The sequence below is a fragment of the Streptomyces tubercidicus genome (assembly GCF_027497495.1).
Taxonomy (GTDB): Bacteria; Actinomycetota; Actinomycetes; order Streptomycetales; family Streptomycetaceae; genus Streptomyces; species Streptomyces tubercidicus.
Genome location: NZ_CP114205.1, coordinates 4,518,986 through 4,542,728, shown reverse-complemented (window position 1 = coordinate 4,542,728; position 23,743 = coordinate 4,518,986). Strand labels below are relative to the sequence as shown.

20 protein-coding genes are annotated in these 23,743 nt (G+C 72.5%); 7 read left to right on the top strand and 13 right to left on the bottom strand.

Going from position 1 to position 23,743, the window contains the following annotated elements; all coding sequences use genetic code 11:
* Positions 1–112: 112 nt before the first annotated feature.
* The 10 genes from STRTU_RS19790 to STRTU_RS19745 all read right to left on the bottom strand — a co-directional run bounded on the left by STRTU_RS19790 (position 113) and on the right by STRTU_RS19745 (position 10,465).
* A complete protein-coding gene (locus tag STRTU_RS19790) occupies positions 113–2,110 on the bottom strand; it encodes an NADH-quinone oxidoreductase subunit 5 family protein (protein WP_159744844.1) in 1,998 nt (665 codons plus the stop codon).
* Complete coding sequence (gene nuoK, locus STRTU_RS19785; protein WP_159744843.1) at positions 2,107–2,469, bottom strand: NADH-quinone oxidoreductase subunit NuoK; 363 nt, start codon at positions 2,467–2,469, stop codon at positions 2,107–2,109. The genes STRTU_RS19790 and nuoK overlap by 4 nt, the downstream gene beginning before the upstream one ends.
* A complete protein-coding gene (locus STRTU_RS19780) occupies positions 2,469–3,083 on the bottom strand; it encodes an NADH-quinone oxidoreductase subunit J family protein (protein ID WP_159744842.1) in 615 nt (204 codons plus the stop codon). Before STRTU_RS19780 ends, nuoK begins: the two co-directional genes overlap by 1 nt.
* Complete coding sequence (locus tag STRTU_RS19775) at positions 3,080–3,679, bottom strand: NuoI/complex I 23 kDa subunit family protein (protein ID WP_159744841.1); 600 nt, start codon at positions 3,677–3,679, stop codon at positions 3,080–3,082. Before STRTU_RS19775 ends, STRTU_RS19780 begins: the two co-directional genes overlap by 4 nt.
* Positions 3,676–4,644, bottom strand: coding sequence for a complex I subunit 1/NuoH family protein (locus STRTU_RS19770; RefSeq protein WP_159744840.1), 969 nt, complete (start codon positions 4,642–4,644; stop codon positions 3,676–3,678). The genes STRTU_RS19775 and STRTU_RS19770 overlap by 4 nt, the downstream gene beginning before the upstream one ends.
* On the bottom strand, positions 4,641–5,954 hold the full coding sequence (locus STRTU_RS19765; protein WP_167539178.1) for an NADH-quinone oxidoreductase subunit C: 1,314 nt from the start codon (positions 5,952–5,954) through the stop codon (positions 4,641–4,643). The genes STRTU_RS19770 and STRTU_RS19765 overlap by 4 nt, the downstream gene beginning before the upstream one ends.
* Positions 5,951–6,643: an NADH-quinone oxidoreductase subunit B gene (locus tag STRTU_RS19760; protein WP_159744839.1), complete on the bottom strand. Its 693-nt coding sequence runs from the start codon at positions 6,641–6,643 to the stop codon at positions 5,951–5,953. Before STRTU_RS19760 ends, STRTU_RS19765 begins: the two co-directional genes overlap by 4 nt.
* A complete protein-coding gene (locus STRTU_RS19755; protein ID WP_174878898.1) occupies positions 6,634–7,035 on the bottom strand; it encodes an NADH-quinone oxidoreductase subunit A in 402 nt (133 codons plus the stop codon). The genes STRTU_RS19760 and STRTU_RS19755 overlap by 10 nt, the downstream gene beginning before the upstream one ends.
* Before the next feature lie 269 nt (positions 7,036–7,304).
* The gene (locus tag STRTU_RS19750) at positions 7,305–8,633 is read right to left on the bottom strand and encodes a CpaE/TadZ family protein (RefSeq protein ID WP_246240856.1); all 1,329 of its coding nucleotides are present in this window, start codon (positions 8,631–8,633) and stop codon (positions 7,305–7,307) included.
* Between the two features lie 689 nt (positions 8,634–9,322).
* A complete protein-coding gene (locus STRTU_RS19745) occupies positions 9,323–10,465 on the bottom strand; it encodes a ubiquitin family protein (protein ID WP_159744838.1) in 1,143 nt (380 codons plus the stop codon).
* A gap of 231 nt (positions 10,466–10,696) precedes the next feature.
* Here STRTU_RS19745 and STRTU_RS19740 point away from each other — a divergent pair, with 231 nt between their 5' ends.
* The 7 genes from STRTU_RS19740 to rarD all read left to right on the top strand — a co-directional run bounded on the left by STRTU_RS19740 (position 10,697) and on the right by rarD (position 20,127).
* Positions 10,697–11,950: a sensor histidine kinase gene (locus STRTU_RS19740; RefSeq protein ID WP_159744837.1), complete on the top strand. Its 1,254-nt coding sequence runs from the start codon at positions 10,697–10,699 to the stop codon at positions 11,948–11,950.
* Between the two features lie 148 nt (positions 11,951–12,098).
* On the top strand, positions 12,099–13,412 hold the full coding sequence (locus tag STRTU_RS19735) for a sensor histidine kinase (RefSeq protein WP_159744836.1): 1,314 nt from the start codon (positions 12,099–12,101) through the stop codon (positions 13,410–13,412).
* A 273-nt stretch (positions 13,413–13,685) separates the two neighbouring features.
* Positions 13,686–14,357 carry a response regulator transcription factor gene (locus STRTU_RS19730; protein WP_159744835.1) on the top strand — a complete coding sequence of 224 codons (672 nt, stop codon included), beginning with the start codon at positions 13,686–13,688 and terminating at the stop codon, positions 14,355–14,357.
* A gap of 295 nt (positions 14,358–14,652) precedes the next feature.
* Positions 14,653–16,605 carry a 2-oxoacid:acceptor oxidoreductase subunit alpha gene (locus STRTU_RS19725; protein ID WP_159744834.1) on the top strand — a complete coding sequence of 651 codons (1,953 nt, stop codon included), beginning with the start codon at positions 14,653–14,655 and terminating at the stop codon, positions 16,603–16,605.
* Positions 16,598–17,692: a 2-oxoacid:ferredoxin oxidoreductase subunit beta gene (locus tag STRTU_RS19720; RefSeq protein WP_159744833.1), complete on the top strand. Its 1,095-nt coding sequence runs from the start codon at positions 16,598–16,600 to the stop codon at positions 17,690–17,692. Before STRTU_RS19725 ends, STRTU_RS19720 begins: the two co-directional genes overlap by 8 nt.
* A 331-nt stretch (positions 17,693–18,023) precedes the next feature.
* On the top strand, positions 18,024–18,908 hold the full coding sequence (locus STRTU_RS19715) for an SDR family oxidoreductase (protein WP_159744832.1): 885 nt from the start codon (positions 18,024–18,026) through the stop codon (positions 18,906–18,908).
* A gap of 166 nt (positions 18,909–19,074) precedes the next feature.
* A complete protein-coding gene (gene rarD, locus STRTU_RS19710) occupies positions 19,075–20,127 on the top strand; it encodes an EamA family transporter RarD (protein ID WP_159744831.1) in 1,053 nt (350 codons plus the stop codon).
* Here rarD and STRTU_RS19705 read toward each other — a convergent pair.
* The 3 genes from STRTU_RS19705 to STRTU_RS19695 all read right to left on the bottom strand — a co-directional run bounded on the left by STRTU_RS19705 (position 20,117) and on the right by STRTU_RS19695 (position 23,500).
* Positions 20,117–20,995 (bottom strand): ABC transporter permease, encoded by an 879-nt coding sequence (locus STRTU_RS19705; RefSeq protein ID WP_159744830.1) that lies wholly within the window; start codon positions 20,993–20,995, stop codon positions 20,117–20,119. The genes rarD and STRTU_RS19705 overlap by 11 nt on opposite strands.
* On the bottom strand, positions 20,982–22,124 hold the full coding sequence (locus STRTU_RS19700; RefSeq protein WP_159744829.1) for an ABC transporter ATP-binding protein: 1,143 nt from the start codon (positions 22,122–22,124) through the stop codon (positions 20,982–20,984). The genes STRTU_RS19705 and STRTU_RS19700 overlap by 14 nt, the downstream gene beginning before the upstream one ends.
* A gap of 92 nt (positions 22,125–22,216) precedes the next feature.
* The gene (locus STRTU_RS19695; RefSeq protein WP_159744828.1) at positions 22,217–23,500 is read right to left on the bottom strand and encodes an outer membrane lipoprotein carrier protein LolA; all 1,284 of its coding nucleotides are present in this window, start codon (positions 23,498–23,500) and stop codon (positions 22,217–22,219) included.
* Positions 23,501–23,743 lie beyond the last annotated feature (243 nt).

Here is a 23,743-nt window from a genome sequence, read left to right as displayed (position 1 = left end):
GCGGTGTGATTCACGGGTCAGGCCCTCCTCAAGGGTTCGGCTCCGGCGAGGCAGGCCACGAAGGCTGTCGGCTGGGGGTACGGGGGTCGGCCCCCGGGGGTTGGCAGCACGGTCAGGCCCCCGTGCCCGTGGCGACGAGGACGGCGGCGACGGCCAGGACGAGCGAGCCGGCGAGCAGTGCGCCGAGGTAGGTCTGCACGTTCCCGGTCTGGGCGCGGCGGACGGCGGCACCCAGCCAGCGGGGCGCGGCGCCGGCACCGCGGACGTAGGTGTCGACGACCTCGCGGTCCAGGAAGCGGACGAGCGTGGCGGCGGCGCGTACGGGCCGGACGAACAGCGCGGAGTAGACGGCGTCGAGGTGGAAGCCGACGGCGGCGTGCGGCTGCAGCGGTCCGAGGAGGAGGCGGCCGGGGTCGGCCGGGTCCGGGGCGCCGGCGACGCTTCCGTAGACCGGGGCGTGGGTGGCGATGGCCGTCTCCTCGGCGAGGCCGGGCGGGGCGTCCGGGTCGGTGACGACCGCGCCGATCGGGGTGCGGGCGGCCAGGGCGGTGGTGTGGCGCCAGGCCGCATAGGTGACCAGGCCGCCGACGAGGGCGATTCCGGTGCCCAGGACGGAGGTGGTCAGGGTCGGCGCGAGCGAACGCCCGTCGAACCAGTCGGGCAGCAGAGGGGAGGCGAGGCCGAGCGCGAGGGTCGGGAGGAAGAGCACCCACAGCACGGCGTTCATGACGGCCGGCTGCGGGCCGTGGTCGGGGACTTCGACGCCCGTGCCCTTGAAGGCCAGCAGCCACAGCCGGGTGGCATAGGCCGCGGTGAGGAGGGCGGTGAGCAGTCCGGAGACCAGGACGGTCCAGCCGGCCGCGCCGGGGATGCCATGCGCCGCACCGGTGGCGGCGTGCTCGGCGGCGCCCAGGACGGCTTCCTTGGAGAAGAAGCCGGCGAACGGCGGGATCGCGGCGAGCGCGAGCAGCGCGACGGTGACGGTCCAGTAGGCGTCCGGGATGCGCCGGGCCAGGCCGCTCATCCGGGACATGGCGGCCAGTGAGTTGGTGCCCGCGGCGTGGATGATCACGCCCGCGCCGAGGAAGAGGAGGGCCTTGAAGGCACCGTGCGAGATGAGGTGGAAGACGGCGGCGCCGCGGTCGCCGACGGCCAGTGCGCCGAGCATGTAGCCGAGCTGGCCGACCGTCGAATAGGCCAGGACCCGCTTGATGTCGTCCTGGGCCAGCGCGGCCAGACCGGAACCGACCATGGTGATGGCGGCCATGACGCCCATCACCACCAGCGCGGCCGCGGAGGCGGCGAAGACGGGAAGGAGACGGGCCACGACATAGATACCGGCCGCCACCATCGTCGCGGCGTGGATCAGCGCCGAGACGGGCGTCGGGCCGGCCATCGCGTCCGGGAGCCAGGTGTGCAGCGGGAACTGCGCCGACTTGCCCGCGACACCGGCGAGCAGCAGCAGCGCGATCAGCGTCGGATGGTCCAGGCCGCCGTTGGCGACGGTGCCGAGGATGCCGGTGATACGGAAGGTTCCGGCGTCGGCGGCCAGCGCGAAGATGCCGAAGAGGAAGGGGACATCGCCGAGCTTGGTGACGAGGAAGGCCTTGAGGGAGGCGGCGCGGGCGGCCTCGGTCTCCCAGTAGTGGCCGACGAGGAAGTAGGAGCAGATGCCCATGACTTCCCAGCCGACCAGCAGCAGCATCAGGTCGCCGGTGTAGACGACCAGCAGCATCGCGGAGGTGAAGAGCGAGACCAGCGCGGCGTAGGAGGGGTAGCGCGGATCGTCGCGCAGATAGGCGGTGGAGTAGAGCTGCACACAGGACGCCACGACCCCGACCAGGACGGCGAGCAGCGCGGCGAAGCCGTCGATGTGCAGGGCCAGGTCGATCGGGATCGAACCGGTCGGGGTGAGCTGCGTGGCGATGTCGGTGGCCGGGCCGGCGCCCTGTCCGATCGCGACGGTCACCGCGAGCCCGGCCGCGGCCAGCGTCGGCAGCACGGCCAGCGGCCGGACGAATCCGGGTGCCCGGCCGCCCAGCAGGAGACCGGCGGCGGCCCCCAGGAAAGGCAGGAGGGGAACGAGAACGGCAGTGGTGGTGAGGGTCACGCGGCGGCCTCCGCCGTGGTGTCCGGCTGCGGGTCCCCGTCCCCGGCGCTCGCCTGCTCGGCGAGGTCACGGAGCCGGTCGATGTCGGAGCTGCCGCGGTTGCGGTAGACGAGCAGCACGATCGCCAGCCCGATGCCGATCTCGGCGGCGGCGATGGCGATGGTGAAGAGGGTGAGCGCCTGGCCGGTGTGCAGGGTGTCGCGCAGCCAGACGTCGAAGGCGACGAGGTTGAGGTTGACGGCGTTGAGCATCAGCTCGACGGACATCAGCACCAGGATCGCGTTGCGGCGGGCGAGCACGCCGTACAGACCGGTGCAGAAGAGGAGGACGGCGAGGACGGCCGGGTAGGCGAGATGCATCAGCGCTGCTCCTCTCGTGGGGCGGGGGTGCGGGGGGCACGGTTCGTGAGGTCCGCCGCGGCGGCCTTGCCCTCCCCCGTCCTGCGGGACAGCACGATCGCCCCGACGAGCGCGGCCAGCAGCAGCACCGACAGCGCCTCGAAGGGCAGCACCCAGTACTGGAAGAGGCTGCGCCCGGAGGCTTCGGTGGAGCCCTGGGCGGCGCCGTCGAAGCTGATCCAGGTGGCGCGGAAGGCGTCCACGACGACCCAGACCAAGGCGGCGGCCGAGGCGAGCGCCACGGTGAGCGCGGCCCAGCGGTTGCCCGAATCGGCGTCCGGGGAGCGGCCGATGGGCGCCTTGGTGAGCATCAGCCCGAAGAGCAGCAGCACCACGACCGAACCGACGTAGATCAGCACCTGCACCCAGGCGATGAACTCGGCCGTGAGGAGGAGGTATTCGACGGCGATCCCGCCGAGGGCGACGACCAGCCAGAGGGCGGCGTGCACCAGCTGCCGGGTGGTGACGGTGAGGACGGCCGCGCCGAGGGTGGCGATGCCGACGAGGACAAAGGCGATCTCGACGCCGGTGGGCGAGAGGAAGCCGGGGCCGGCTGCGGCGGCGGCGAGCGTCACGTTCCCTCCCCGGGGGTATCAGGTCGGTCCTGGTCCTGCTCCGTGGCCGCGGCCTGCGCCTCGGCCTCCGCGGCCTGCTGGGCGGCGAGTTTGTCCGCGGCCTTGTGGGCGGCGGCGAGTTCCTTGGGCTCCTCGGCCGCCGGGTCGAGCGCCGGGGGCTCGGGCACCGTCCACATCCACTCGCGGAGCTTGTCCCGCTCATGGGTCAGCTCGCGGATGTCCGTCTCGGCGTACTCGAACTCCGGTGACCAGAACAGCGCGTCGAAGGGGCAGACCTCGATGCAGATACCGCAGTACATGCACAGCGCGAAGTCGATCGCGAAGCGGTCCAGCACATTGCGGCTGCGCTCGCGGCCCCCGGGGGCCGCCGGCGGCACCGTCTCCTTGTGGGAGTCGATGTAGATGCACCAGTCCGGGCACTCCCTGGCGCACAGCATGCAGACCGTGCAGTTCTCCTCGAACAGCCCGATGACGCCACGGGTGCGGGGCGGGAGGTCGGGCTGGACGTCCGGGTACTGGGCGGTGACCGATCGTTTCGTCATCGTCCGGAGGGTGACGGCCAGCCCCTTGGCGAGGCCGGAACCGGGGAAGCTCATGACGAGATCACCACCTTGACGACGCCGGTGAGGGCGATCTGGGCGAGGGCGAGCGGGATGAGGACCGTCCAGGCGAGCTTCTGCAGCTGGTCCTCGCGCAGCCGCGGATAGGTCACCCGCAGCCAGATGACACCGAAGGCGAGGATCACGGTCTTCAGCAGCGTCCACAGCCAGCCCAGACCGTCGGCGCCGAACGGACCGTGCCAGCCGCCCAGGAAGAGGACGGAGGTCAGCGCGCAGAGGACGACGATGCCCGCGTACTCGGCGAGCAGGAAGAGGGCGAAGCGCAGTCCGGTGTACTCGGTGTACGCACCGAAGATGATCTCCGAGTCGGCGACCGGCATATCGAACGGCGGCCGCTGGAGCTCGGCGAGCCCCGCGGTGAAGAAGACCACGCCGCCGACGATCTGCCAGGGCACCCACCACCAGTGGAACGCCTCGATGATGCCGGGCAGTGAGAGCGTGCCGGCCGCCATCGCGACGGAGGCCGCGGCGAGCAGCATCGGCAGCTCGTACGCCAGCAGCTGTGCGGCCGTCCGCAGACCGCCGAGCAGCGAGAACTTGTTCGCCGAGGCCCAGCCCGCCATCAGCGAGCCGAGCACCCCGACGCCCATGACGGCGAGGACGAAGAAGATCCCCGCGTCCAGTTCCTGGCCCACGGCGTTGTGCGGGCCTATCGGGATGGCGACCAGGACCAGGAGGTACGGCAGCAGCGCGACGGCGGGCGCGAGCTGGAAGATCCGCCGGTCGGCACCGGCCGGCACGATGTCTTCCTTCTGCGCGAACTTCACACCGTCGGCGACGAGCTGCGCCCAGCCGTGGAACCCGCCCGCGTACATCGGCCCGAGGCGGCCCTGCATATGGGCCATGACCTTGTGCTCGGTCTGCCCGATGACCAGGGGGAAGACCAGGAAGACGGCGAAGACGGCGAGGAGGCGCAGCGCGATGTCGAGAGCGTCGCTCATGGGGTGTCGCCTCCTGCCGGGGGCTCGGGGGTGGGGGGCTGGGGGGACGCCGGTTCGGCCTCCGTAGTGGACGCCGGTTCGGCCTCCGTAGTTGACGCCGGTTCGGGGTGCGGCTTCTGGTCGTTCTCGGCCGGCGTCTCCGGGTCGGTCTTCTTACCGGGCCCGGCCGTCCGCTCCGGCGCGTCGAAGGCCGGGCGGGCGTGATGCCAGGGGGCGTCGGAGGCGGGCGGGGGTGTCGGGGTGTCCTTTGACGGGGTGGCCTTTGGCGGGTCCTCCGTCGCTGGGGTCTCCGTCGCCGGGGTCTGGGTCGTGGCGGCCTTCGTGCTCTCCGTGGTCTCCGCCGCGTCCGTCGCCGTGCGCTGCTGGCTCGCGGAACCCTCGCTCACCGAACGGGTACGACGTGCCGGGCGCTCCGGGCGCTCGGCACGCGCCGGGGTCGCCGCAGTTTCGGCCGCCTCCCCCGTCGCCTGCTGGCCGGCCGACCCCGCGCCCGCCGTACGGGTGCGCCGGGCCGGACGCTCGCCCGCGGCGCCGCCGGCCGCCCGCGCACCCCGCGCAGGACGTGCGGGCGCGGGCGGCAGCTGGCCCTTCAGCGGGCCCCACTCGTTCGGGTCCGGGACGCCCGGGGGCAGCATCTGGCGCCGCTTGGGCCCGCCGTGCTCGGACTCGCCCGGCTCCTTGGCGCCCGGCCACGCCTTGGCGACCCGCGCCGCCAGTACGAAGTCCTTGCGCAGCGGGTGCCCTTCGAAGTTCTCCGGGAGCAGCAGCGGTACGAGGTGCGGGTGGCCGGTGAAGCCGACCCCGAACATCTCGTGGGTCTCCCGCTCGTGCCAGCCCGCGCCCGCGTACACACCGACGGCGCTGGGCAGCTCGGCCGCGTCGTGCGGCACGGTCGTCCGCACGATCAGCCGGTGGACGGTCCCGGGGCGCGCCACATCCGCGAGGTGGGCACAGATCCGGAAGCCGGTGCCGGGCTCGTCGACGGCGCTCAGCCAGTCGAAGTAGCTGCAGCCCAGGTCGTCGCGGGCGGCGGTCAGCGCGGTGAGCCAGCCGTCCACGGGGACGTCGACGGTCAGCAGGTCGTACGCGAGGTCCGCGGTGGCTCCGGGACCGAAGATCTCGCTCGCCGGGCGCGGCAGCCAGCCGACGACCGGCTCGGCGGGGGGCTGCTCGGACTGCTCGGGCTGCTCGGACTGCTCGGGCTGCTCGCCCGGGTCCGGGGCCACCGACTGCTCGGGGGTCTCGGGCGCCTTCTCGGGGGTCTCCGGCTGCTCGGGGGTCCTCGTCTGCTTCTCGGGCTGCTCGCTCATCGGGGCTCCTCCCCCGCCGGCTTCGGAGCGTCCGCCGCCTTCGGAGCGTCCGTCCGCTCCGGCGCGTCCGCCGACTGCGGCGCGGGCGGGGTGACGAGCCCGCTGCGCAGTGCGGCCGCCGAGGGCCGGGCGGTGCCGCCCTTCGCGTACCGCTCCCCCAGCGATTCGCGCGCGATCTTCTCCTGGAGCTTGAGGATGCCCTGCAGCAGCGCCTCCGGACGCGGCGGGCAGCCCGGGACGTACACATCCACCGGAATGATCTGGTCGACGCCCTTGGTGACGGAGTACGAGTCCCAGTAGGGGCCGCCGCAGTTGGAGCAGGCCCCGAAGGAGATGACGTACTTGGGCTCCGGCATCTGCTCGTAGAGCCGCTTGACCGCGGGCGCCATCTTGTCGGTGACGGTGCCGGAGACGACCATCAGGTCGGCCTGGCGGGGGCCGGGCGCGAACGGGATCACGCCGAGCCGGATGAAGTCGTGCCGCGCCATGGACGCGGCGATGAACTCGATGGCACAACAGGCCAGGCCGAAGTTGAAGACCCAGAGGCTGTAGCGGCGGCCCCAGTTGAGGACCACCTTCATCGGTTCGGGCGCGAGCCGGGCGAGGGTGCCCAGGCGCCGCGGCTCCGGCAGGAACTCGGGGGCGGCGCCCGCAGCCGGGGAGCTGTTGGAGGCGGGGGTCACGTCCATTCCAGGACGCCCTTCTTCCATGCGTAGAGCAGGCCGACGGTGAGGAAGCCGAGGAAGATGAACATCTCCGCCAGCGTCACGCCGCCGAAACCGGGGGCGGCGAAGATCGTTGCCCATGGGAACAGGAAGATCGAGTCAACCGCGAAGATGACGTAGAGGAAGGCGTAGACGTAGTAGCGGACCTGGGTGTGCGCCCAGCCCTCACCCACCGGGTCCACACCGCACTCATACGTCAGCAGCTTCTCCGGCGTAGGCACCACGGGCCGCAGCAGCCGCCCGGCACCGAAAGCCACGGCAACGAAGAGCACACCGATCACGGCGATGAGGCCGACGACCGAGTAGCCCTGGAAGTAGTCCGCGGCGACGGTGCTGCGTACGGTCGCGTCCGGCACGTCCGCCCCTCGCTCCCTGACTGTGATTGTTCAACGACTTCGACGATCTGTACGGACCGGAGTCTAGGCCCTGCCCCCGCAGCGATGACCAGCCGCATCGTCCCGGACTACGGGGTTGTCCAGACTTCGCCCTACCTGGGTGGCCGGCAGCGTAAAGGGAGCGCCCGGTTGTCTCAGGACCTGTCTCACGGAGCGGACGGGCGGTGGGGTGGACGTCGGCCGGGGCGGCTCGGGGTCAGGGGTGGCTCGGGGTCAGGGGTGGCTCGGGGTCAGGGGACCGGCCCTCCGTCGAACGGGCTCCGCTGGTCGGGGGCGGTGGGGGCGCCGGGGCCTTCCGGGGGCCCGGCGGCTTGCGGGGTCCCGGCGGCTTGCGGGGGCGCCACCGGCATCGTCGGCATCGGCTGCGTCGCCGGGCCCTGGGGCGGCGGGCCCTGAGGCGGCGTGCCCTGGGGTGCCGGGCCCTGGGGCGGTGCGGGCGCCGGGGGCGCGGCCTGCGGCGGGTGGTAGCCGGGCGCCGGCTGGGGCTGGGGCTGGGGCTGCTGCTGCTGGGCGTGAGCCTGGGGGCCGGCCGGGGCCGGGGCCCGTTGCGGGTCCTGGGGCGGCGGCGAGACGGTCGCCTGCCCCGGGACGTACACCGGCGGCTGCCCTGGCGGATGCACCGTCGTCTGCCGTTGCTGCTGCTGCCGCCCAGGTTCCCGCGAGACCGCACGGTCCATCACCTCAGCGGCGATCCGCGCCGCCGCCTCCCTCGTCCGTTCGCCGAGCAGCTCCGTACGGATGGCTCCGCCGGCCGCCAGATGCCTGTCGTAGGGCAGCGGCAGCACCGCCGCGCCTCCTGCCCCGAGGTGTTCGGCGGCCCGGCGGACGTCGAGAGCGCTGTCGGGTGAGGTGTGGGTGAGCACGACGACGGTGGTGGGCAGCAGACCGGAGTGCAGCCCGCCGACCCAGTCCAGTACGGCACGGGTGGCCGCCACGCCCTCCGGGGTCGCCGGGGTGGCCACCACTCGCGCCTGGGTGGTCACCAGCGCGGTGCGCGCCACTTCGGCGGGCAGCGTCTCGCAGTCCACGACGGTGGCCGCGAAATGGCGGCGCAGCGAGGTCATCACGATGCGGTAGGTGTCGAGGTCCAGCCGGGTGCCGATGGCGCCCTGGCTGCCGGGCAGCAGCCAGCCGCCACCAGCGAACGGGAGGAGATAGCCGGTCAGATCCGTGATCAGCATCGCCGGATCGACGATCTGCGCCAGATCGCTGCCCGACCACCGCACCTCGCGTGCGCCGAGCCGGTGCGGCAGTGTGCCCAGCGCGGGATCGGCCTCGACGGCGAGGACCGGGTCGGAGCGGTAGTGCGCGTAGGTGAGCGCGAGCAGAGCGGCGACGGTGGACTTGCCGGCGCCGCCCCGGATGCTGGACACGGCGATCTGCCGCCCCGTGGCCACGGGCTGCTGAATGGCGTGCGCCGCCTGGGTGACCGCGGCCGTTTCGGCGGCAGGCGACGAGGCGAAGACCCGGCGCAGCGCACGGCCCGCCCGCCGGGCCACGGGGTCGCCGCGACGCGGCCTGGGCTGGCCGTCGGCAAGTTCCGGCGGCAGTAGGGGCACCGAGAGGGGCGTCCGGGCAGGCAGCCCTGGCCTGCCGTAGCGACCGGGAGCCGGCGCGGGGGCGGACGCGGAGGGTCCGGGAGCGGCGGGCCCGGGAGCGGCGGGCCCAGGAGCGGCGGGTCCAGGAGCGGCAGGTCCAGGAGCGGACGGCGCAGACGTCGACGCGGCAGGTGAGGACGGGGCGGGACCGGGCGTCTGAACAGGTGCGGAGGGCTGAACCGGCACGGAACGCTGAGCGGGTACCGATGGCTGAGCGGGTACGGACGGCTGGACCGGCGCGGACGGTGCACCGGCAGACTGAGCCACCGGCTCGCCGTAAGGCATCGCCGCAGCTGAAGGCATCCCCCCAGCAGCAGCCACCGGACCGCCCCCAGCCACGGGCATCGGCCCCGCCGAGGGAACCGACGCCCCCGGACCCCGCGGCTCAGGCCCGCGCCCCGCCGAACCGCCGCCCGACTCGCTCATCGCTCCCGCCTCGCCCGTCATACCCCACTCGCCGCTCTCGCCCGTATTTCCCGCCGTGCTCAACTCCCCTGCCGTATAAGGCCCGGGAGTCCCCTTCATCAAACGCACCGCGTCCACACCCCCTCCCCCGGCCCCTCCCACTCCCGCTCCTGGTCCTGGTCCTGGTCCCGCTTGCTCCGGGGTGCTCTCCGTCGATGACATGGCCCCTCCACCGCCTCTCCGGGTCAGGATGCGCCGAACAGCAGGTCATAGAGGCCGAAAGCCCCGAGGGGGACCGGGATCAGCGCCACCACGCTCACCGACTCGGCACGGTCCAGCCCCCGTCGCAGCCGGGCGAGCGCGGGCTCCGGCACCCGCACCGCGAGCAGTGCGACCGGCAGTACCGCCAGCAGCCCCAGTACGGCCAGCGCGGGCGCCGGCGCCCCGCCGTCGGTGGCCCAGAGCAGCACCAGCCGTACGCAGACCGCCAGACCGGCCGCCAGCAGGGCGACGACCTCCACGGCCAGCGGATACGCCCGTGCCCGTGAGCACAGCACACCGCACAGCAGCAGCGCGGCGAGCACGGTCCAGAGGCCGGGGGTCTGCACCGCGAGCACCCCCGCGGCTCCGGCCGAGGCCGCCGCGACCGTCGTGGCCGGGGCCAGCTCCCGGTGGGTGGCGCCCAGCGCGCCCGCTACCTGGTACCGGCTGACCGGTGTACCGCCGGCGCGCAGATCGTCGAGCCGGGTCAGCCCGGCGCCCCGCAGCGCGAGCCGCGGCAGCTGGCCGAGGACGAGGACGGAGACGAAGCCGAGCACAACTCCCGTACGTGCGGGGGTGGTCAGCGCCAGGCCCAGTTCCCAGGCGCCCACCGCGAGCGCGAGCGAGGCGGCGCCGGTCAGGCCGCCGCGCCCCAGGCCCGTACAGAGTCCGAGGAGCGCGAGCACGGCCGCCACGGTCAGTCCGACGGCGGCGAGCTTGGCAGCGCCGCCCGGGGCCGCCTGCCAGGCCGCGGCCACGCCGAGCGCCCCGCCGAGCAGCAACAGGGCCGCTGCCGGGGCGGACTGCCCGTGCCGCGCGGCGAGCGCGCCGGTGGCCGCACCGGCGGCGGTGGCGAGGACCGCGGCGATGCCGAGCCAGAGGGCGATGCCCCCGTTCGCGTACCAACTGCCCGCGCACACCCCGGTGACCGCCGCGAGCAGCACACTCGCCGTCACCGCCGTCCAGACCCGGCTCCGCTCGCCCCAGCCCCAGCCGCGGACGTCGAGTGGGGCGGCCACCGCGTCGGTGAGGTCCCGCGTGGCGGAATCCGGCCGGGCCGCGGCGTCATCCGGCCGGCCTGCGGCGTCATCCGGCTTCAGCAACTGGCCGTTGTAACCCCGCGCCATCGCCCCTCGCCCCTCCCGTTGTGCATCGCCACACCTTACGGTCCCGTCGACGCGCCGTGTCCACCGCTCCGGTAACGGGACAGGCACTGTGCCGCGCGCCGGCCCCGTCCCGCCGCAGGTGCCCTGACCTGCACCGGGACACGCGGACGGGGAGGGGAATGGGGCAAACCCCACCACGATCCCCCGAGCTACCCCATGGCACCGGGGGCGGCGGCCGGGCAGTCTGGGCGCATGACGGAGAGTTCCCGACCCAGTGCTGCCGCGGACGCCCTTGACGGCGCCTCACCACCGCCGCCCAGAGGGCCGCTCAGCGGCACGACGTGGCGGGAGATCGCCTATCTGCTGGCCAACTTCCCTTTGGGTGTCGTGGCGTTCGCGGTGCTCATGGTGTGGGTCGGGGCGGGGGTCGGGCTGTCCGTCATCGTGATCACGCTGCCGCTGCTGGCCACCGGGCTGCGGGTGTGCCGGCTGTACGGGAGGCTGGAGCGGGGCCGGGCGCGGGTGTTGCTCGGGGTGCGGGTCGAGGAGCCGAGCCCGCTGCGGGCGCGGCACCCGGGGGTCCTGCCGTGGTTGTGGGCGGCATTGAGGGACCCGGTCGCCTGGCGGCATGCGCTGTTCGCGTTCATCCGGCTGCCGTGGGCCATCGTCACTTTCGCGGTGGTCTTCATCCTGTTCTTCCTGGGGTGGCCGGCGCTGCCGTGGGTGGCGCGCTGGCTGACCAACGTGGACCGGGCGATGGTGCGCGGGCTGCTCTCGCCGTCGGACGAGCTGGAGCGGCGGATCGCCGAGCTGGAGTCGGACCGGGTGACGGTCACCGACACCGCGGCCGCCGATCTGCGGCGCATCGAACGGGATCTGCACGACGGCGCGCAGGCCCGGCTGGTGGCGCTCGCCATGGGGCTCGGCCTGGCGAAGGAGAAGCTGCTGGAGGGCCGGGCCGACGAGAGCGTGGCGGCGATGGTGGACGAGGCGCACGGCGAGGTGAAGCTGGCGCTCCAGGAGCTGCGGGATCTGGCCCGGGGCATCCATCCGGCGATCCTCACCGACCGTGGGCTGGGGCCCGCGCTGACCTCACTGGCGGGGCGCTGCACGGTGCCGGTCACGACGGCCGTGGACCTGTCCGAGCGGCCCGCGCCCGCCATCGAGGGCATCGCTTATTTCACCGTCTCCGAGCTGCTGCAGAACGTCTCCAAGCACAGTGCGGCGCGGCAGGCGTCGGTGGAGGTGTGGCGGACGAAGAACCGGCTGCTGATCCAGGTGTCGGACGACGGGCGGGGCGGGGCGCGGCTGGACGGCGGCAGCGGAATGGCGGGGCTCGCCGAGCGGCTGGGGGCGGTGGACGGGCTGTTCGTGCTGGATTCGCCGGCGGGCGGGCCCACGCGGGTGACGGCGGAACTGCCGTGGCGGGTGCGGACGGAGGCGGGGGCGGGGGCCGGGGCCGACACGGCGGTTGGCGGTCGGCCTCAGGGCCGGGGGTGGGGATAACCCCAGGCGAAGACTGCGAGAAGCCTCATGGTGCGGGGGCCGCCGGTCGCGGACGCTGGTCTTGGCGGAAAAAGCCGCGCGGAGCGGCGGAGCAGACAGCGGCGCCGACAGGGGCATGGCCGCGCCCGGCAGAACGGACGACGAGACGATGGATACCGCATACGCACCGAGCCCCCGCGGCTCCCGTGTGCCCGTGGGGCTGCGCGCCCCGTTCTCCGGGCGCACCTGGCGGGAGTTCCTCTACCTCTTCCTCAGCCTCCCTCTGGCCGTCCTGATGTTCGTGTACGCGATAACGGTGATCTCGCTGGGCGCCGGCCTGCTGGTGACGTTCCTGGGGATCCCGGTGCTGGCGGGCGGTCTGGCGGGCAGCCGTGCCCTGGGCGGTCTGGAGCGGGCGCGGGCCCGCACCCTGCTGGGGCTGAAGGTGGCCGATCCGGAACCGGTCCGGGCCGCCAAGCCGGGCCTGCTGGGGTGGGTCGGGGCCGTGCTGAAGAGCGGGGTGTCCTGGCGGCACCTCATCTACTCCCTGCTGCACTTCCCGTGGGCGATCTTCTCCTTCGTCTTCTCGGTGACGTTCTGGTCCATCGGCTGGATGCTGCTGTCCTATCCGCTGTGGCGCTGGACGTTCCCCGCGTATCTCGACCAGCCGGGCGCCCTGATGTGGGACGACGGAAATGGCCACGGCGTCTATCTCGACGCCCCGACGGAGATCGGCTTCACCAGCGGGTTCGGACTGCTGCTGGTCCTGGCCGGGCCATGGGTGATCCATGGGCTGACGCAGGTGGACCGGATCATGGTCCACGGCCTGCTGGGGCCCTCCTCCCTCGCCACCCGGGTGTCGCAGCTGGAGTCGGACCGTGGGGTGGTGGTGGACACCGCGGCGGCCGACCTGCGGCGCATCGAGCGCGATCTGCACGACGGCGCACAGGCGCGGCTGGTGGCGCTCGCCATGGACCTGGGCCTGGCCAGGGAGAAGCTGGCGGAGGACCCGCAGGCCGCGGCCAGGATGGTGGACGAGGCGCACGGCGAGGTGAAGATCGCGCTCCAGGAGCTGCGTGACCTGGCCCGCGGCATCCATCCGGCGATCCTCACCGACCGGGGTCTCGACCCGGCGCTGTCGGCGCTGTCCGCGCGGTGCACGGTTCCGGTGACGGTGACCGTGGATCTGGACCACCGGCCGGCCGCGGCGATAGAGGGCATCGCGTACTTCACCGCCTCCGAGCTGATACAGAACGTCTCCAAGCACGCCCAGGCCACCAGCGCCACGCTCGACGTCTGGCGCACCGCGGACCGGCTGATGGTGCTGGTCGCGGACAACGGCCGGGGCGGCGCGCACACCGACAGCGGCACGGGCCTGGCGGGCCTCGCCGAACGGCTGGAGGCCGTCGACGGCCTGCTGATAGTCGACTCCCCGATCGGCGGTCCGACCTGCGTCACCGCCGAGCTGCCGTGGCGCGGATGACGACCGGACCACGACCACCGGACCGCACTGAGACGGCCGCGGCGCTGAGACGGGGCACCGCGCCAAGACGGGCCACCGGGCGAGACGGGCAACGGGCGATCGGGCCGGCACCCCCATGGCCCGGCCCCGGCCCGGCACCCGTCTCCCCGGCCCGGCACCCGGCCCCCTGTCCCCACCCCTGCTCCCCCTCACCCGCCTCGCTTCCGTCCGGATGCTGGGATGCTGGGGTCCGGCAGGGACGGGACGGATGACACATGGGGGGGGATCTGAGCCGTGGAGGACAAGGTGCGGGTGGTCATCGCCGAGGATTCGGTGCTGCTCCGGGAGGGCCTGACCAGGCTGCTCACCGACCGGGGGCATGAGGTCGTGGCCGGTGTGGGGGACGGCGAGGCGCTGATCAAGGTGATCGGGGAGCTGGCGGACGAGCAGGCGCTGCCGGATGTGGTGGTGGCGGATGTGCGGATGCCGCCGACGCACACCGACGAAGGGGTGCGGGCCTCGATCCGGCTGCGCCGGGACCATCCCGGCCTGGGCGTGCTGGTCCTCTCGCAGTACGTCGAGGAGCAGTACGCGACGGAGCTGCTGGCCGGTTCGAGCCGGGGCATCGGCTATCTGCTCAAGGACCGGGTGGCCGAGGTGCGGGAATTCGTCGACGCGGTGGTCCGGGTCGCCGGGGGCGGCACCGCGCTGGACCCGGAGGTGGTGGCCCAGCTGCTGGGCCGCAGCCGTAAGCAGGACGTACTGGAACGTCTGACACCCCGGGAGCGGGAGGTGCTGGGGCTGATGGCCGAAGGCCGGACGAACTCCGCGATCGCCCGGCAGCTGGTGGTCAGCGACGGCGCCGTGGAGAAGCACGTCAGCAATATCTTTCTGAAACTGGGCCTGGCGCAGAGTGACGGGGATCACCGCAGAGTGCTTGCGGTGCTCACCTATCTCAATTCCTGAGGATCTGACACCCTGTCAGATGGGCTGTTCGAGGCGTTTTCCACCCAGGTCCAGGACTTTGGGCGTAGAACCAATGGAGGAGTCCGGAGCGTCATGGACAACGGGGTCACGGGGGCGGTGATTTCATGACAATACGCACCAGATCGCTGTCTCATGCTGACGTCCACCATGCGATCGACCCAAGGAAGGCCACCCTTACCCACGTACGATGGTTATGGGACAACCGGTCGGTACGACACGTCCCGAGCCCTGCCTCCGGCGGGGACGCCGCACCCCTCGAGGGAGGTCCGAAGCAGTGACCAGCCAGGTCAGTAGCCCAGCCGAGCAGACCGACGCAGCGCTTGTCGGGGAACAACGCGCGTCCGGTAACGGCGGCGAAGCCAAAGAAGTCCGGCGTCTGGACCGGGTGATCATCCGGTTCGCCGGTGACTCCGGTGACGGTATGCAGCTCACCGGCGACCGGTTCACGTCCGAGACGGCATCATTCGGCAACGACCTGTCGACGCTGCCCAACTTCCCCGCCGAGATCCGGGCCCCTGCCGGGACCCTGCCGGGCGTCTCCAGCTTCCAGCTGCACTTCGCCGACCACGACATCCTCACGCCCGGTGACGCACCGAATGTGCTGGTCGCGATGAACCCCGCCGCGCTGAAGGCGAACCTCGCCGACGTCCCGCGGGGCGCGGACATCATCGTCAACACCGATGAGTTCACCAAGCGCCCGATGGCGAAGGTCGGCTACGCCACCAGCCCGCTGGAGGACGGCTCGCTGGAGGCCTACAACGTCCACCCGGTGCCGCTGACCACGCTGACGATCGAGGCGCTCAAGGAATTCGGGCTCTCCCGCAAGGAGGCCGAGCGCAGCAAGAACATGTTCGCGCTGGGTCTGCTGTCGTGGATGTACCACCGGCCGACCGAGGGCACCGAGAAGTTCCTGCGGGCGAAGTTCGCCAAGAAGCCGGATATCGCGGAGGCGAATGTCACCGCGTTCCGGGCGGGCTGGAACTTCGGCGAGACGACCGAGGACTTCGCCGTCTCCTACGAGGTCGCCCCGGCGACGAAGGACTTCCCCACCGGCACCTACCGGAACATCTCCGGGAATCTCGCGCTGTCCTACGGGCTGATCGCGGCGGGCCGGCAGTCGGACCTGCCACTGTATCTGGGCTCGTACCCGATCACCCCGGCCTCGGACATCCTGCATGAGCTGTCCAAGCACAAGAACTTCGGTGTGCGGACGTTCCAGGCGGAGGACGAGATCGCCGGTATCGGCGCTGCGCTGGGCGCGGCCTTCGGCGGCGCGCTGGCGGTGACGACCACCTCGGGCCCCGGGGTGGCGCTGAAGTCGGAGACCATCGGTCTCGCGGTCAGTCTCGAACTGCCGCTGCTGGTCGTGGACATCCAGCGCGGCGGCCCCTCGACGGGCCTGCCGACGAAGACCGAGCAGGCCGACCTGCTGCAGGCGATGTACGGGCGCAACGGCGAGGCCCCGGTGCCGATTGTGGCCCCCCGCACGCCCGCCGACTGCTTCGACGCGGCGCTGGACGCGGCCCGTATCGCACTGACCTACCGCACCCCCGTCTTCCTGCTCTCCGACGGCTATCTGGCCAACGGCTCGGAGCCGTGGCGGATCCCCGACGTCGAGGAACTGCCCGATCTGCGGGTCCAGTTCGCCTCCGGCACCAACCACCAGCTGGCGGACGGCACCGAGGTGTTCTGGCCCTACAAGCGCGACGAGCAGACGCTCGCCCGCCCCTGGGCCGTGCCCGGCACCCCGGGTCTGGAGCACCGCATCGGCGGCATCGAGAAGCAGGACGGCACCGGCAACATCTCCTACGACCCGGCCAACCACGACTTCATGGTGCGCACCCGCCAGGCGAAGGTGGACGGCATCGAGGTCCCCGACCTGGAGGTCGACGACCCCGCCGACGACAGCGGCCGGGGCGCCCGGACCCTCGCCCTGGGCTGGGGGTCGACCTACGGACCGATCACCGCGGCGGTCCGGCGCGTCCGGCGCGCGGGCGAACAGATCGCGCAGGCCCATCTGCGCCATCTCAACCCCTTCCCGCGGAATCTCGGCGAGGTGCTGGCGCGTTACGACAAGGTGATCGTGCCGGAGATGAACCTCGGACAGCTCGCCACCCTGCTGCGTGCCAAGTACCTCGTCGACGCGCACTCGCACACCCAGGTCAGCGGAATGCCGTTCAAGGCCGAGCAGCTCGCGGAGGTCTTTAAGGAGGCCATCAATGACTGAGGCGATCTCGGAGAGGCCCGCGCAGATCGAGGCGCTCTCCCTGGTGCCCAAGGCCGACGCCAAGCAGTCCATGAAGGACTTCAAGTCCGATCAGGAAGTGCGCTGGTGCCCCGGCTGTGGTGACTACGCCGTCCTCGCCGCCGTACAGGGCTTCATGCCCGAACTCGGCCTGGCGAAGGAGAACATCGTCTTCGTCTCCGGCATCGGCTGCTCCTCCCGCTTCCCGTACTACATGAACACCTACGGGATGCACTCGATCCACGGCCGCGCCCCGGCCATCGCCACCGGCCTGGCCTCCTCCCGGCGCGATCTGTCCGTATGGGTCGTCACCGGTGATGGCGACGCGCTGTCCATCGGCGGCAACCACCTCATCCACGCGCTCCGCCGCAACGTCAACCTCAAGATCCTGCTGTTCAACAACCGGATCTACGGTCTGACCAAGGGCCAGTACAGCCCCACCTCCGAGGTCGGCAAGATCACCAAGTCGACGCCGATGGGCTCGCTGGACGCGCCCTTCAACCCGGTCTCGCTCGCCCTCGGCGCCGAAGCCTCCTTCGTCGCCCGCACCGTCGACTCCGACCGCAAGCACCTCACCTCGGTGCTGCGCGAGGCCGCCGCCCACCCCGGCACGGCACTGGTGGAGATCTACCAGAACTGCAACATCTTCAACGACGGCGCCTTCGAGGTCCTCAAGGACAAGGAGCAGGCCGAGGAGGCCGTGATCCGCCTGGAGCACGGCCAGCCGATCCGCTTCGGCGCACTCGCCCCCGACGGCTTCGGCTCCAAGGGCGTGGTCCGCGACCCGGCCACCGGCGACCTCAAGGTCATCGACGTCCGGGAAGAGGGCACCGGCGGTGTGCTGGTGCACGACGCCCACAACCCCTCGCCCACCACGGCCTTCGCACTCTCCCGGCTCGCCGACGCCGACACCCTCCACCACACCCCGATCGGTGTGCTGCGCAGTGTCGACCGGCCGGTCTACGACACCCTGATGTCCGACCAGCTCGACGCCGCCATCGAGCAGAAGGGCAAGGGCGACCTGGCCGCACTGCTGGCCGGCAACGACACCTGGACGGTCGTCGGCTGACCGACCTGCCGGAGTACCGGGCTACCGGAGTACCGGCCACCGGGCTTCGTGGCTTCGCGGGTGCCTCCGGGGGCGTCTTATGGCGCTTCCGGAGGCACCCGTTTGTCGTGTGCCCGGCCCATGGCGGCCGGTCCCGCCCCGCCCGGTGACGGCCGGTCCCGCCCCCGCGACGGGCGCCGCCCCTTCCCCGCGCCGTGCCGGTGCCGCTCCGGCGGGCGATGCTGAAGGGTGATCCCGCACGCACCAGTTATCCGTACACCCGTCATAGACGATCGTTTAGGGCAGGCGTACGGTCGGGTCCTCAGGCAGCGACGCCCACAGGGGGTAACTCATGAGCTTCGTCGTCACCGGCGCCACCGGGGCACTCGGCCGGCTCGTCATCGAGGAACTGCTCCGGCGCACCGCACCGGGCGAGATCGTCGCGCTGGTCCGCGACCGGGCCAAGGCCGCCGGCCTCGCCGCCCACGGGGTGGAGATCAGGACCGCGGACTACAGCCGGCCGGACAGCCTCCAGGGTGCCTTCGCGGCCGGTGACCGGGTGCTGTTCATCTCCGGGAACGAGGCGGGGCAGCGCGTCACCCAGCACCGCACCGTCATCGACGCCGCGCGGGAGGCGGGCGTCGGGCTGCTGGCGTACACCAGCGTGCTGGGCGGGCCGACCGCCACCTTCTCGATCGCCGAGGAGCACCTCGCCACCGAGCAGGCGCTGCTCGCCTCCGGGGTGCCGTACTGCCTGCTGCGCAACGGCTGGTACCACGAGAACTACACCGGCGCGCTCGCCACCACCCTCACGACCGGCACCGTCGTCGGCAGCGCGGGCGAGGGCCGGGTGGCCACCGCCGCGCGCCGGGACTACGCGGAAGCGGCCGCCGCCGTCCTCACCGGCAGCGGCCAGGAGAACACCGTCTACGAGCTGAGCGGCGACACCGCCTGGACGATGGCCGAGTACGCGGCGGAGGTCTCGCGCCAGACCGGCCGGCGCATCCGGTACCGCGATCTGCCGCCGGAGCAGTATGTGGCGCTGCTGGTGGAGGCGGGCGTCCCGGCGCTGGGCGCACAGCTGGTCGCCGACGCGGACGCCGGGATCGCCCGCGGCGAGCTGTCCGCGACGCCCGGCGAGCTGTCCCGGCTCATCGGCCGTCCGACGACACCGATCGCCGAGGCGATTGCGGAGGCGCTGAAGGGGCTGGAGGGGATGGAGGGGCGGCCCGGCTGAAGCTGAGGCGGCGGCCCCGGCGGATCGCCGCCCGTACCCCCCCGTACCCCCGTGCGGCCCGTACCTCCCGTACGCCCGGTCATGACCGTATGCCAAGACGCGCATGACAGGCGCTCCGCGCGGCGCTACCTTCACCGGAGCGCCGCCCACCACCAGGAGGGTCCCCATGCAGCCTCGCACCGACCAGCGCACCGGACTCGCCTACGGCATCGCCGCCTACACCATGTGGGGCCTGCTGCCGCTCTACTGGCATCTGCTGGACGACGCCTCGCCGTCCGAGATCCTGGCCCATCGCATGGTGTGGTCGCTGCCGGTCGCCGTCACCCTGCTGGCCGTGCTCCGCCGCTGGTCCTGGCTGCGCCCGCTGCTGCGGCAGCCCCGGCGGCTCGGGCTGATCCTGGTCGCCACCCTGGTGATCTCGGCGAACTGGTTCCTCTACATCTGGGCGGTCAACTCCGGGCATGTGCTGGAGGCGTCGCTGGGCTACTTCATCAATCCGCTGGTCAGCATCGCCTTCGGTGTCCTGGTGCTGCGCGAACGGCTGCGTCCGCTCCAGTGGACCGCGGTGGGGACCGGCGCCCTGGCCGTCCTCGTGATGACCGCCGCCTACGGCCGGATGCCCTGGATCGCGCTCGCGCTGGCCTTCTCGTTCGCGACATATGGGCTGGTCAAGAAGGGCATCAAGCTCGACGGGATCGAGGGCTTCAGCGCCGAGACGGCACTGCAGCTGCTGCCCGCGCTGGGCTTTCTGGTCTTCCTCGGCCTGCGCGGCGAGTCCAGTTTTACCACCGGCGGGGTGGGCCAGGCGCTGCTGCTGTCGGCCTGCGGTCTGGCGACGGCGGTGCCGCTGATCTGCTTCGGCGCGGCGGCCGTGCGGCTGCCGCTGAGCACGATCGGGATGCTGCAGTATCTGGCGCCGAGCTTCCAGTTCCTGCTGGGGCTCACGGTCTTCCACGAGACGATGCCGCCGGAGCGCTGGGCCGGGTTCGCGCTGGTGTGGCTGGCCCTGGCGGTGCTGACCTGGGACGCGCTGCGGACGGCGCAGCGGGGGCGGACGGCACTGGCCGAGGCAGCGGCCCGCGCGGGCGAGACGGGCGCGGCCGAGACGGCACCGGCCCCGGCCGGGACGGCGACGCCCTCGGCAACGGCCCCGGCAGCCCCGGCACCGCACACCACCGAGCAGCCGGCCCCGCCCCGGCCCCCCGGCCTCACGCAGTGACGTCCCGGGTGGTGAAGCGCGCCCAGGCCGCCGAGCCGAAGACCAGGGCGTACAGCGCCTGCAGGCCGAGGTTCTTCTGCAGCTGGTCCCAGTAGACGGGGTCACGGAGCAGATCCGCGAAGGACAGCCAGTAGTGCGGGAAGAGGTACGGCTGGATCGCGTGCAGCTGCGGGAGGGTGTCCAGGATCTGCACCGTGATCAGCAGGCCGACCGTGGTCGCCATGGCCGCTATGCCGCTGGTGGTGAGCGTCGAGACGAACAGGCCGACGGCCGCCACCCCGGTCAGGGACAGCGCCACCGCGACCGCGATGGCCAGCGCCCGCAGCAGCCCCTCGCCCAGGGACACGGAGGTGCCGGAGAGCAGGGTGACCTCCCCCAGAGGGAAGAGCAGCGCGCCCGTCGCCAGTGCGGACAGCGCCACGACCAGGGCGCCGACCAGGCAGAACGTCAGGGTCGTGGCGTATTTGACCAGCAGCAGACGAGTGCGGCCCGCGGGGGCGACCAGGAGATAGCGCAACGTCCCGCCGTGCGCCTCCCCGGCGAGCGAGTCGCCCGCGATCACGCCGACGGACATCGGCAGGAAGAACGGCAGGGTCACCGCGAGCGAGGTGAAGACCAGGAAGAGGCCGTTGTGGGTGACCTGGGAGAGGAAAGCCGGGCCGCCCTCGCCGCCCCCGCCACCGCCGCCCGGCCCACCGTCACCGGTCTCGATCCGTACGGCGATGCCGACCAGGACCGGTACGCCCGCGAGCACCGCCAGCAGCGCGAGGGTGCGCCAGCGCCGGAACGTCATGGCGATCTCGCTGCGCAGCAGCCCCAGCGACCACAGCGGCCGGGGCGTTTGCCGCACCACCTCAGCCTGCGACATCGAAGCCCTCCCCGGTCAGCCGCACAAAGACCTCCTCCAGCGAGGCGCGCGCCGTGCCGAAGCCACGGACCCGCACCCCGGCATGCACCAGCGCGGCATTGAGCTCCGCGACGTCACGCGGCGCCCCGCCGCCCGGTCCGCCGTCCAGTCCGCCGTCCGGCCCACCGCCCATCGCGGCCTCCGGCTCCGGGAGTTGACCCGTCACCCGGTCATCGGTGACCTCGACCCCGGTCACCCCCAGCTCCGTCAGCACCCGCGCCGCGTCCGCCGTGTCGGGCGTGGTGACCGTGAGCCTGACGTGGCCGCGCGGGTCCAGGCCCCCGGCGGCGAGGTCGGCGACCGGGCCCTGGGCGAGCAGTCGGCCGCGGGCCATCACCGCGGCATGAGTGCAGACCTGCTCGATCTCGTCGAGGAGATGGGAGGAGAGGAAGACGGTGGTGCCGTCCGCCGCCAGCTCACGGATCAGGGCACGGATCTCCCGCATGCCCTGCGGGTCCAGGCCGTTGGTGGGCTCGTCGAGCACCAGCAGCTCACGGGGCCGGAGCAGGGCCGCGGCAAGGCCGAGGCGCTGTTTCATGCCGAGGGAGTAGGCGCGCGCCTTCTTGCCCGCCGCCGAGGCCAGCCCGACCCGCTCCAGCGCCTGGCCGACCCGCGCCGCGCGGGTACGGGGATCGGCGGCCGGGTCGGCGGCGTCGAACCGGCGGAGGTTGTCCCGCCCGCTGAGGAAGCCGTAGAGCGCCGGGCCCTCGATGAGCGCGCCGACCCGGGGCAGCACCCGGCGGCCCGCGGCGGGCATCGGCTGCCCGAGCACCCGTGCATGGCCGGAGGTCGCCTCGATCAGGCCCAGCAGCATGCGGATGGTGGTGGTCTTGCCGCAGCCGTTGGGGCCGAGGAAGCCGAAGACGCTGCCGCGCGGTACGGCCAGATCGAGGCCGTCGACGGCGAGCCGCCCGCCGCGGTACGCCTTGGTCAGCCCCTGGGTCTCGATCGCCCAGCCCTCCCCGGCGGACGGCGACCCGGCGCCCGGCCCGTCGGCGCCCAACCTGTCGACCCCCGGCCCGTCGGTGGGCGGCCCGTCCGTGGGCGGCCGCAGGGCATCGGCCCCCGGGGCGAGCTGCGCTGCCGACATCCGTTCCCCCCCGTCGTACGGATGGCCCACGGGCTGCGCCGCGCCACCCGCGAAGGGGTGGCGCGGCGGTCTCGCGGTGCCGTGGTGGTGCGCTACTTGGCGGCGTTGGCCGCGTTGATCAGGGTCTGCTTGTCGACGGCGCCGACGTAGACCGTGCCGTTGTCCGTGACCAGGGCATTGACGAGGCGCGTGCTGACGACCCGGCCGGAGCCGAACGAGCCGTTGACCTTGTCGCCGATGCTGTCCAGGAACGCGCCGACATCGCCGCCCGCGCCCTTGCTCTTGGCCTTGTCCATGTCCTTGCCGGAGGGAAGACCGGAGCCGTCACCCTTGATCGTGGCGATGGAGGTCCAGCCCTTGCCGATGATGTTCGGCCCGCCCTTGTCCTCACCCTTGCCCTTGGCCTTGGCCTCGGCGAGCTTCTCGAACGGGGCGGCCTTGCCGTGCTCGCGCTCCGCCGTCGCGCGCTCCTTGTCGCCGTCGACGACCTTGGCGCCCTTGGGCGGGGTGAAGGCGAAGGTGCTCGCGGCGGGCTTGGCGAAGTCGACATTGGTGAAACCGACGTCGACGGCGGCCGCGCCACCGCTCTTGGGGGTCAGGGTGAACTTCAGCGGCACACCGTTGTCGGCGTCCACCGCGACCCGGATCGAGCCGACCGTGGAACCGGCCTGCTTGGGCTTGATCAGCAGCTGGTAGGCGTCCCGCCCGGCGACCTTGGCGGTGCCGTCGACGGTGACCGAGGTCGTGTCACCGGCCGCCTTCAGCGCCTCCTTCGCGAGGTCCTGCGGCGTCGCGGTCTTCAGGTCCTTCGGCAGGCCCCCGGGGGCCCGGTGCTCCTTGCCGCCCCGGCTGCCGGGCGCGGTGCTGTGCAGGGCGGTGTTGCTGCCGCTGTCGTACGCCCAGACCTCGTTGCCGTTGTGGACCAGGCTGTATTCGGCGGCCTTGTCGACGATGGACACCCGCTGCTTCTCGGGGCCGTCGGCCGCGACGCGCAGCGTGTGCGAACCGGACGCCAGCTCCATCAGCTTGTTCTCGGGCGACGCGGAGGCGCCGTCCCCGCCCTTCGCCCCGCCGCCCGGGGCGCCGTCGAAGCCGCCCGCTCCGCCCGGCAGGGACGGCAGACCGAGGTCCGTGGTGACCCGGACCGTGCCGGAGAGCTGCTGGACGTCCGACTTGGCGACCTTGGCTATCAGGTCCTGCGCCGAGATCTTCGGCAGATCCGGAGAGGAGCCTGCGAACGCCGGGACCAGCCCGATCGTGACCGCCGCCGCGCCGGCCACCGCGACCGGGACGCCGTACCGCACCGCCTTACGCCGCCTCGGCGAGCGCTCCCCGCCCCATCCGTCGCTGACCTCGGTCGGTTCGTTCCGTGGCATCTGCCCTACCTCCGTCGTGTGCGGCGGCTGCTGTGCTGTCCATGCGTGTTGCTCGCCACGCGTGCCCCCCTGGGCTCATGGTGACCTGCCCGCCGCGCTCAGGTGGTTCCATCTCACCAAATCGCCCGGCGCAAAGCGTCAGACCGCGGGAGCAACTCGTCGTACTGCTGAGGTATGACACATGCTCATCCCACGGTGGAACCCGTACGACAGGAGGCGGAGCGATCCCTAGGGGATGTCAGG

Excerpts from the sequence above, each read along its gene's own strand:
- nuoK (WP_159744843.1), bottom strand. The coding sequence starts at position 2,469 with ATGCATCTCGCCTACCCGGCCGTCCTCGCCGTCCTCCTCTTCTGCACC.
- STRTU_RS19775 (WP_159744841.1), bottom strand. The coding sequence starts at position 3,679 with ATGAGCTTCCCCGGTTCCGGCCTCGCCAAGGGGCTGGCCGTCACCCTC.
- STRTU_RS19770 (WP_159744840.1), bottom strand. The coding sequence starts at position 4,644 with ATGAGCGACGCTCTCGACATCGCGCTGCGCCTCCTCGCCGTCTTCGCC.
- STRTU_RS19765 (WP_167539178.1), bottom strand. The coding sequence starts at position 5,954 with ATGAGCGAGCAGCCCGAGAAGCAGACGAGGACCCCCGAGCAGCCGGAG.
- STRTU_RS19760 (WP_159744839.1), bottom strand. The coding sequence starts at position 6,643 with ATGGACGTGACCCCCGCCTCCAACAGCTCCCCGGCTGCGGGCGCCGCC.
- STRTU_RS19745 (WP_159744838.1), bottom strand. The coding sequence starts at position 10,465 with ATGGCGCGGGGTTACAACGGCCAGTTGCTGAAGCCGGATGACGCCGCA.
- STRTU_RS19740 (WP_159744837.1), top strand. The coding sequence starts at position 10,697 with ATGACGGAGAGTTCCCGACCCAGTGCTGCCGCGGACGCCCTTGACGGC.
- STRTU_RS19735 (WP_159744836.1), top strand. The coding sequence starts at position 12,099 with ATGGATACCGCATACGCACCGAGCCCCCGCGGCTCCCGTGTGCCCGTG.
- STRTU_RS19720 (WP_159744833.1), top strand. The coding sequence starts at position 16,598 with ATGACTGAGGCGATCTCGGAGAGGCCCGCGCAGATCGAGGCGCTCTCC.
- STRTU_RS19715 (WP_159744832.1), top strand. The coding sequence starts at position 18,024 with ATGAGCTTCGTCGTCACCGGCGCCACCGGGGCACTCGGCCGGCTCGTC.
- rarD (WP_159744831.1), top strand. The coding sequence starts at position 19,075 with ATGCAGCCTCGCACCGACCAGCGCACCGGACTCGCCTACGGCATCGCC.
- STRTU_RS19705 (WP_159744830.1), bottom strand. The coding sequence starts at position 20,995 with ATGTCGCAGGCTGAGGTGGTGCGGCAAACGCCCCGGCCGCTGTGGTCG.
- STRTU_RS19700 (WP_159744829.1), bottom strand. The coding sequence starts at position 22,124 with ATGTCGGCAGCGCAGCTCGCCCCGGGGGCCGATGCCCTGCGGCCGCCC.
- STRTU_RS19695 (WP_159744828.1), bottom strand. The coding sequence starts at position 23,500 with ATGCCACGGAACGAACCGACCGAGGTCAGCGACGGATGGGGCGGGGAG.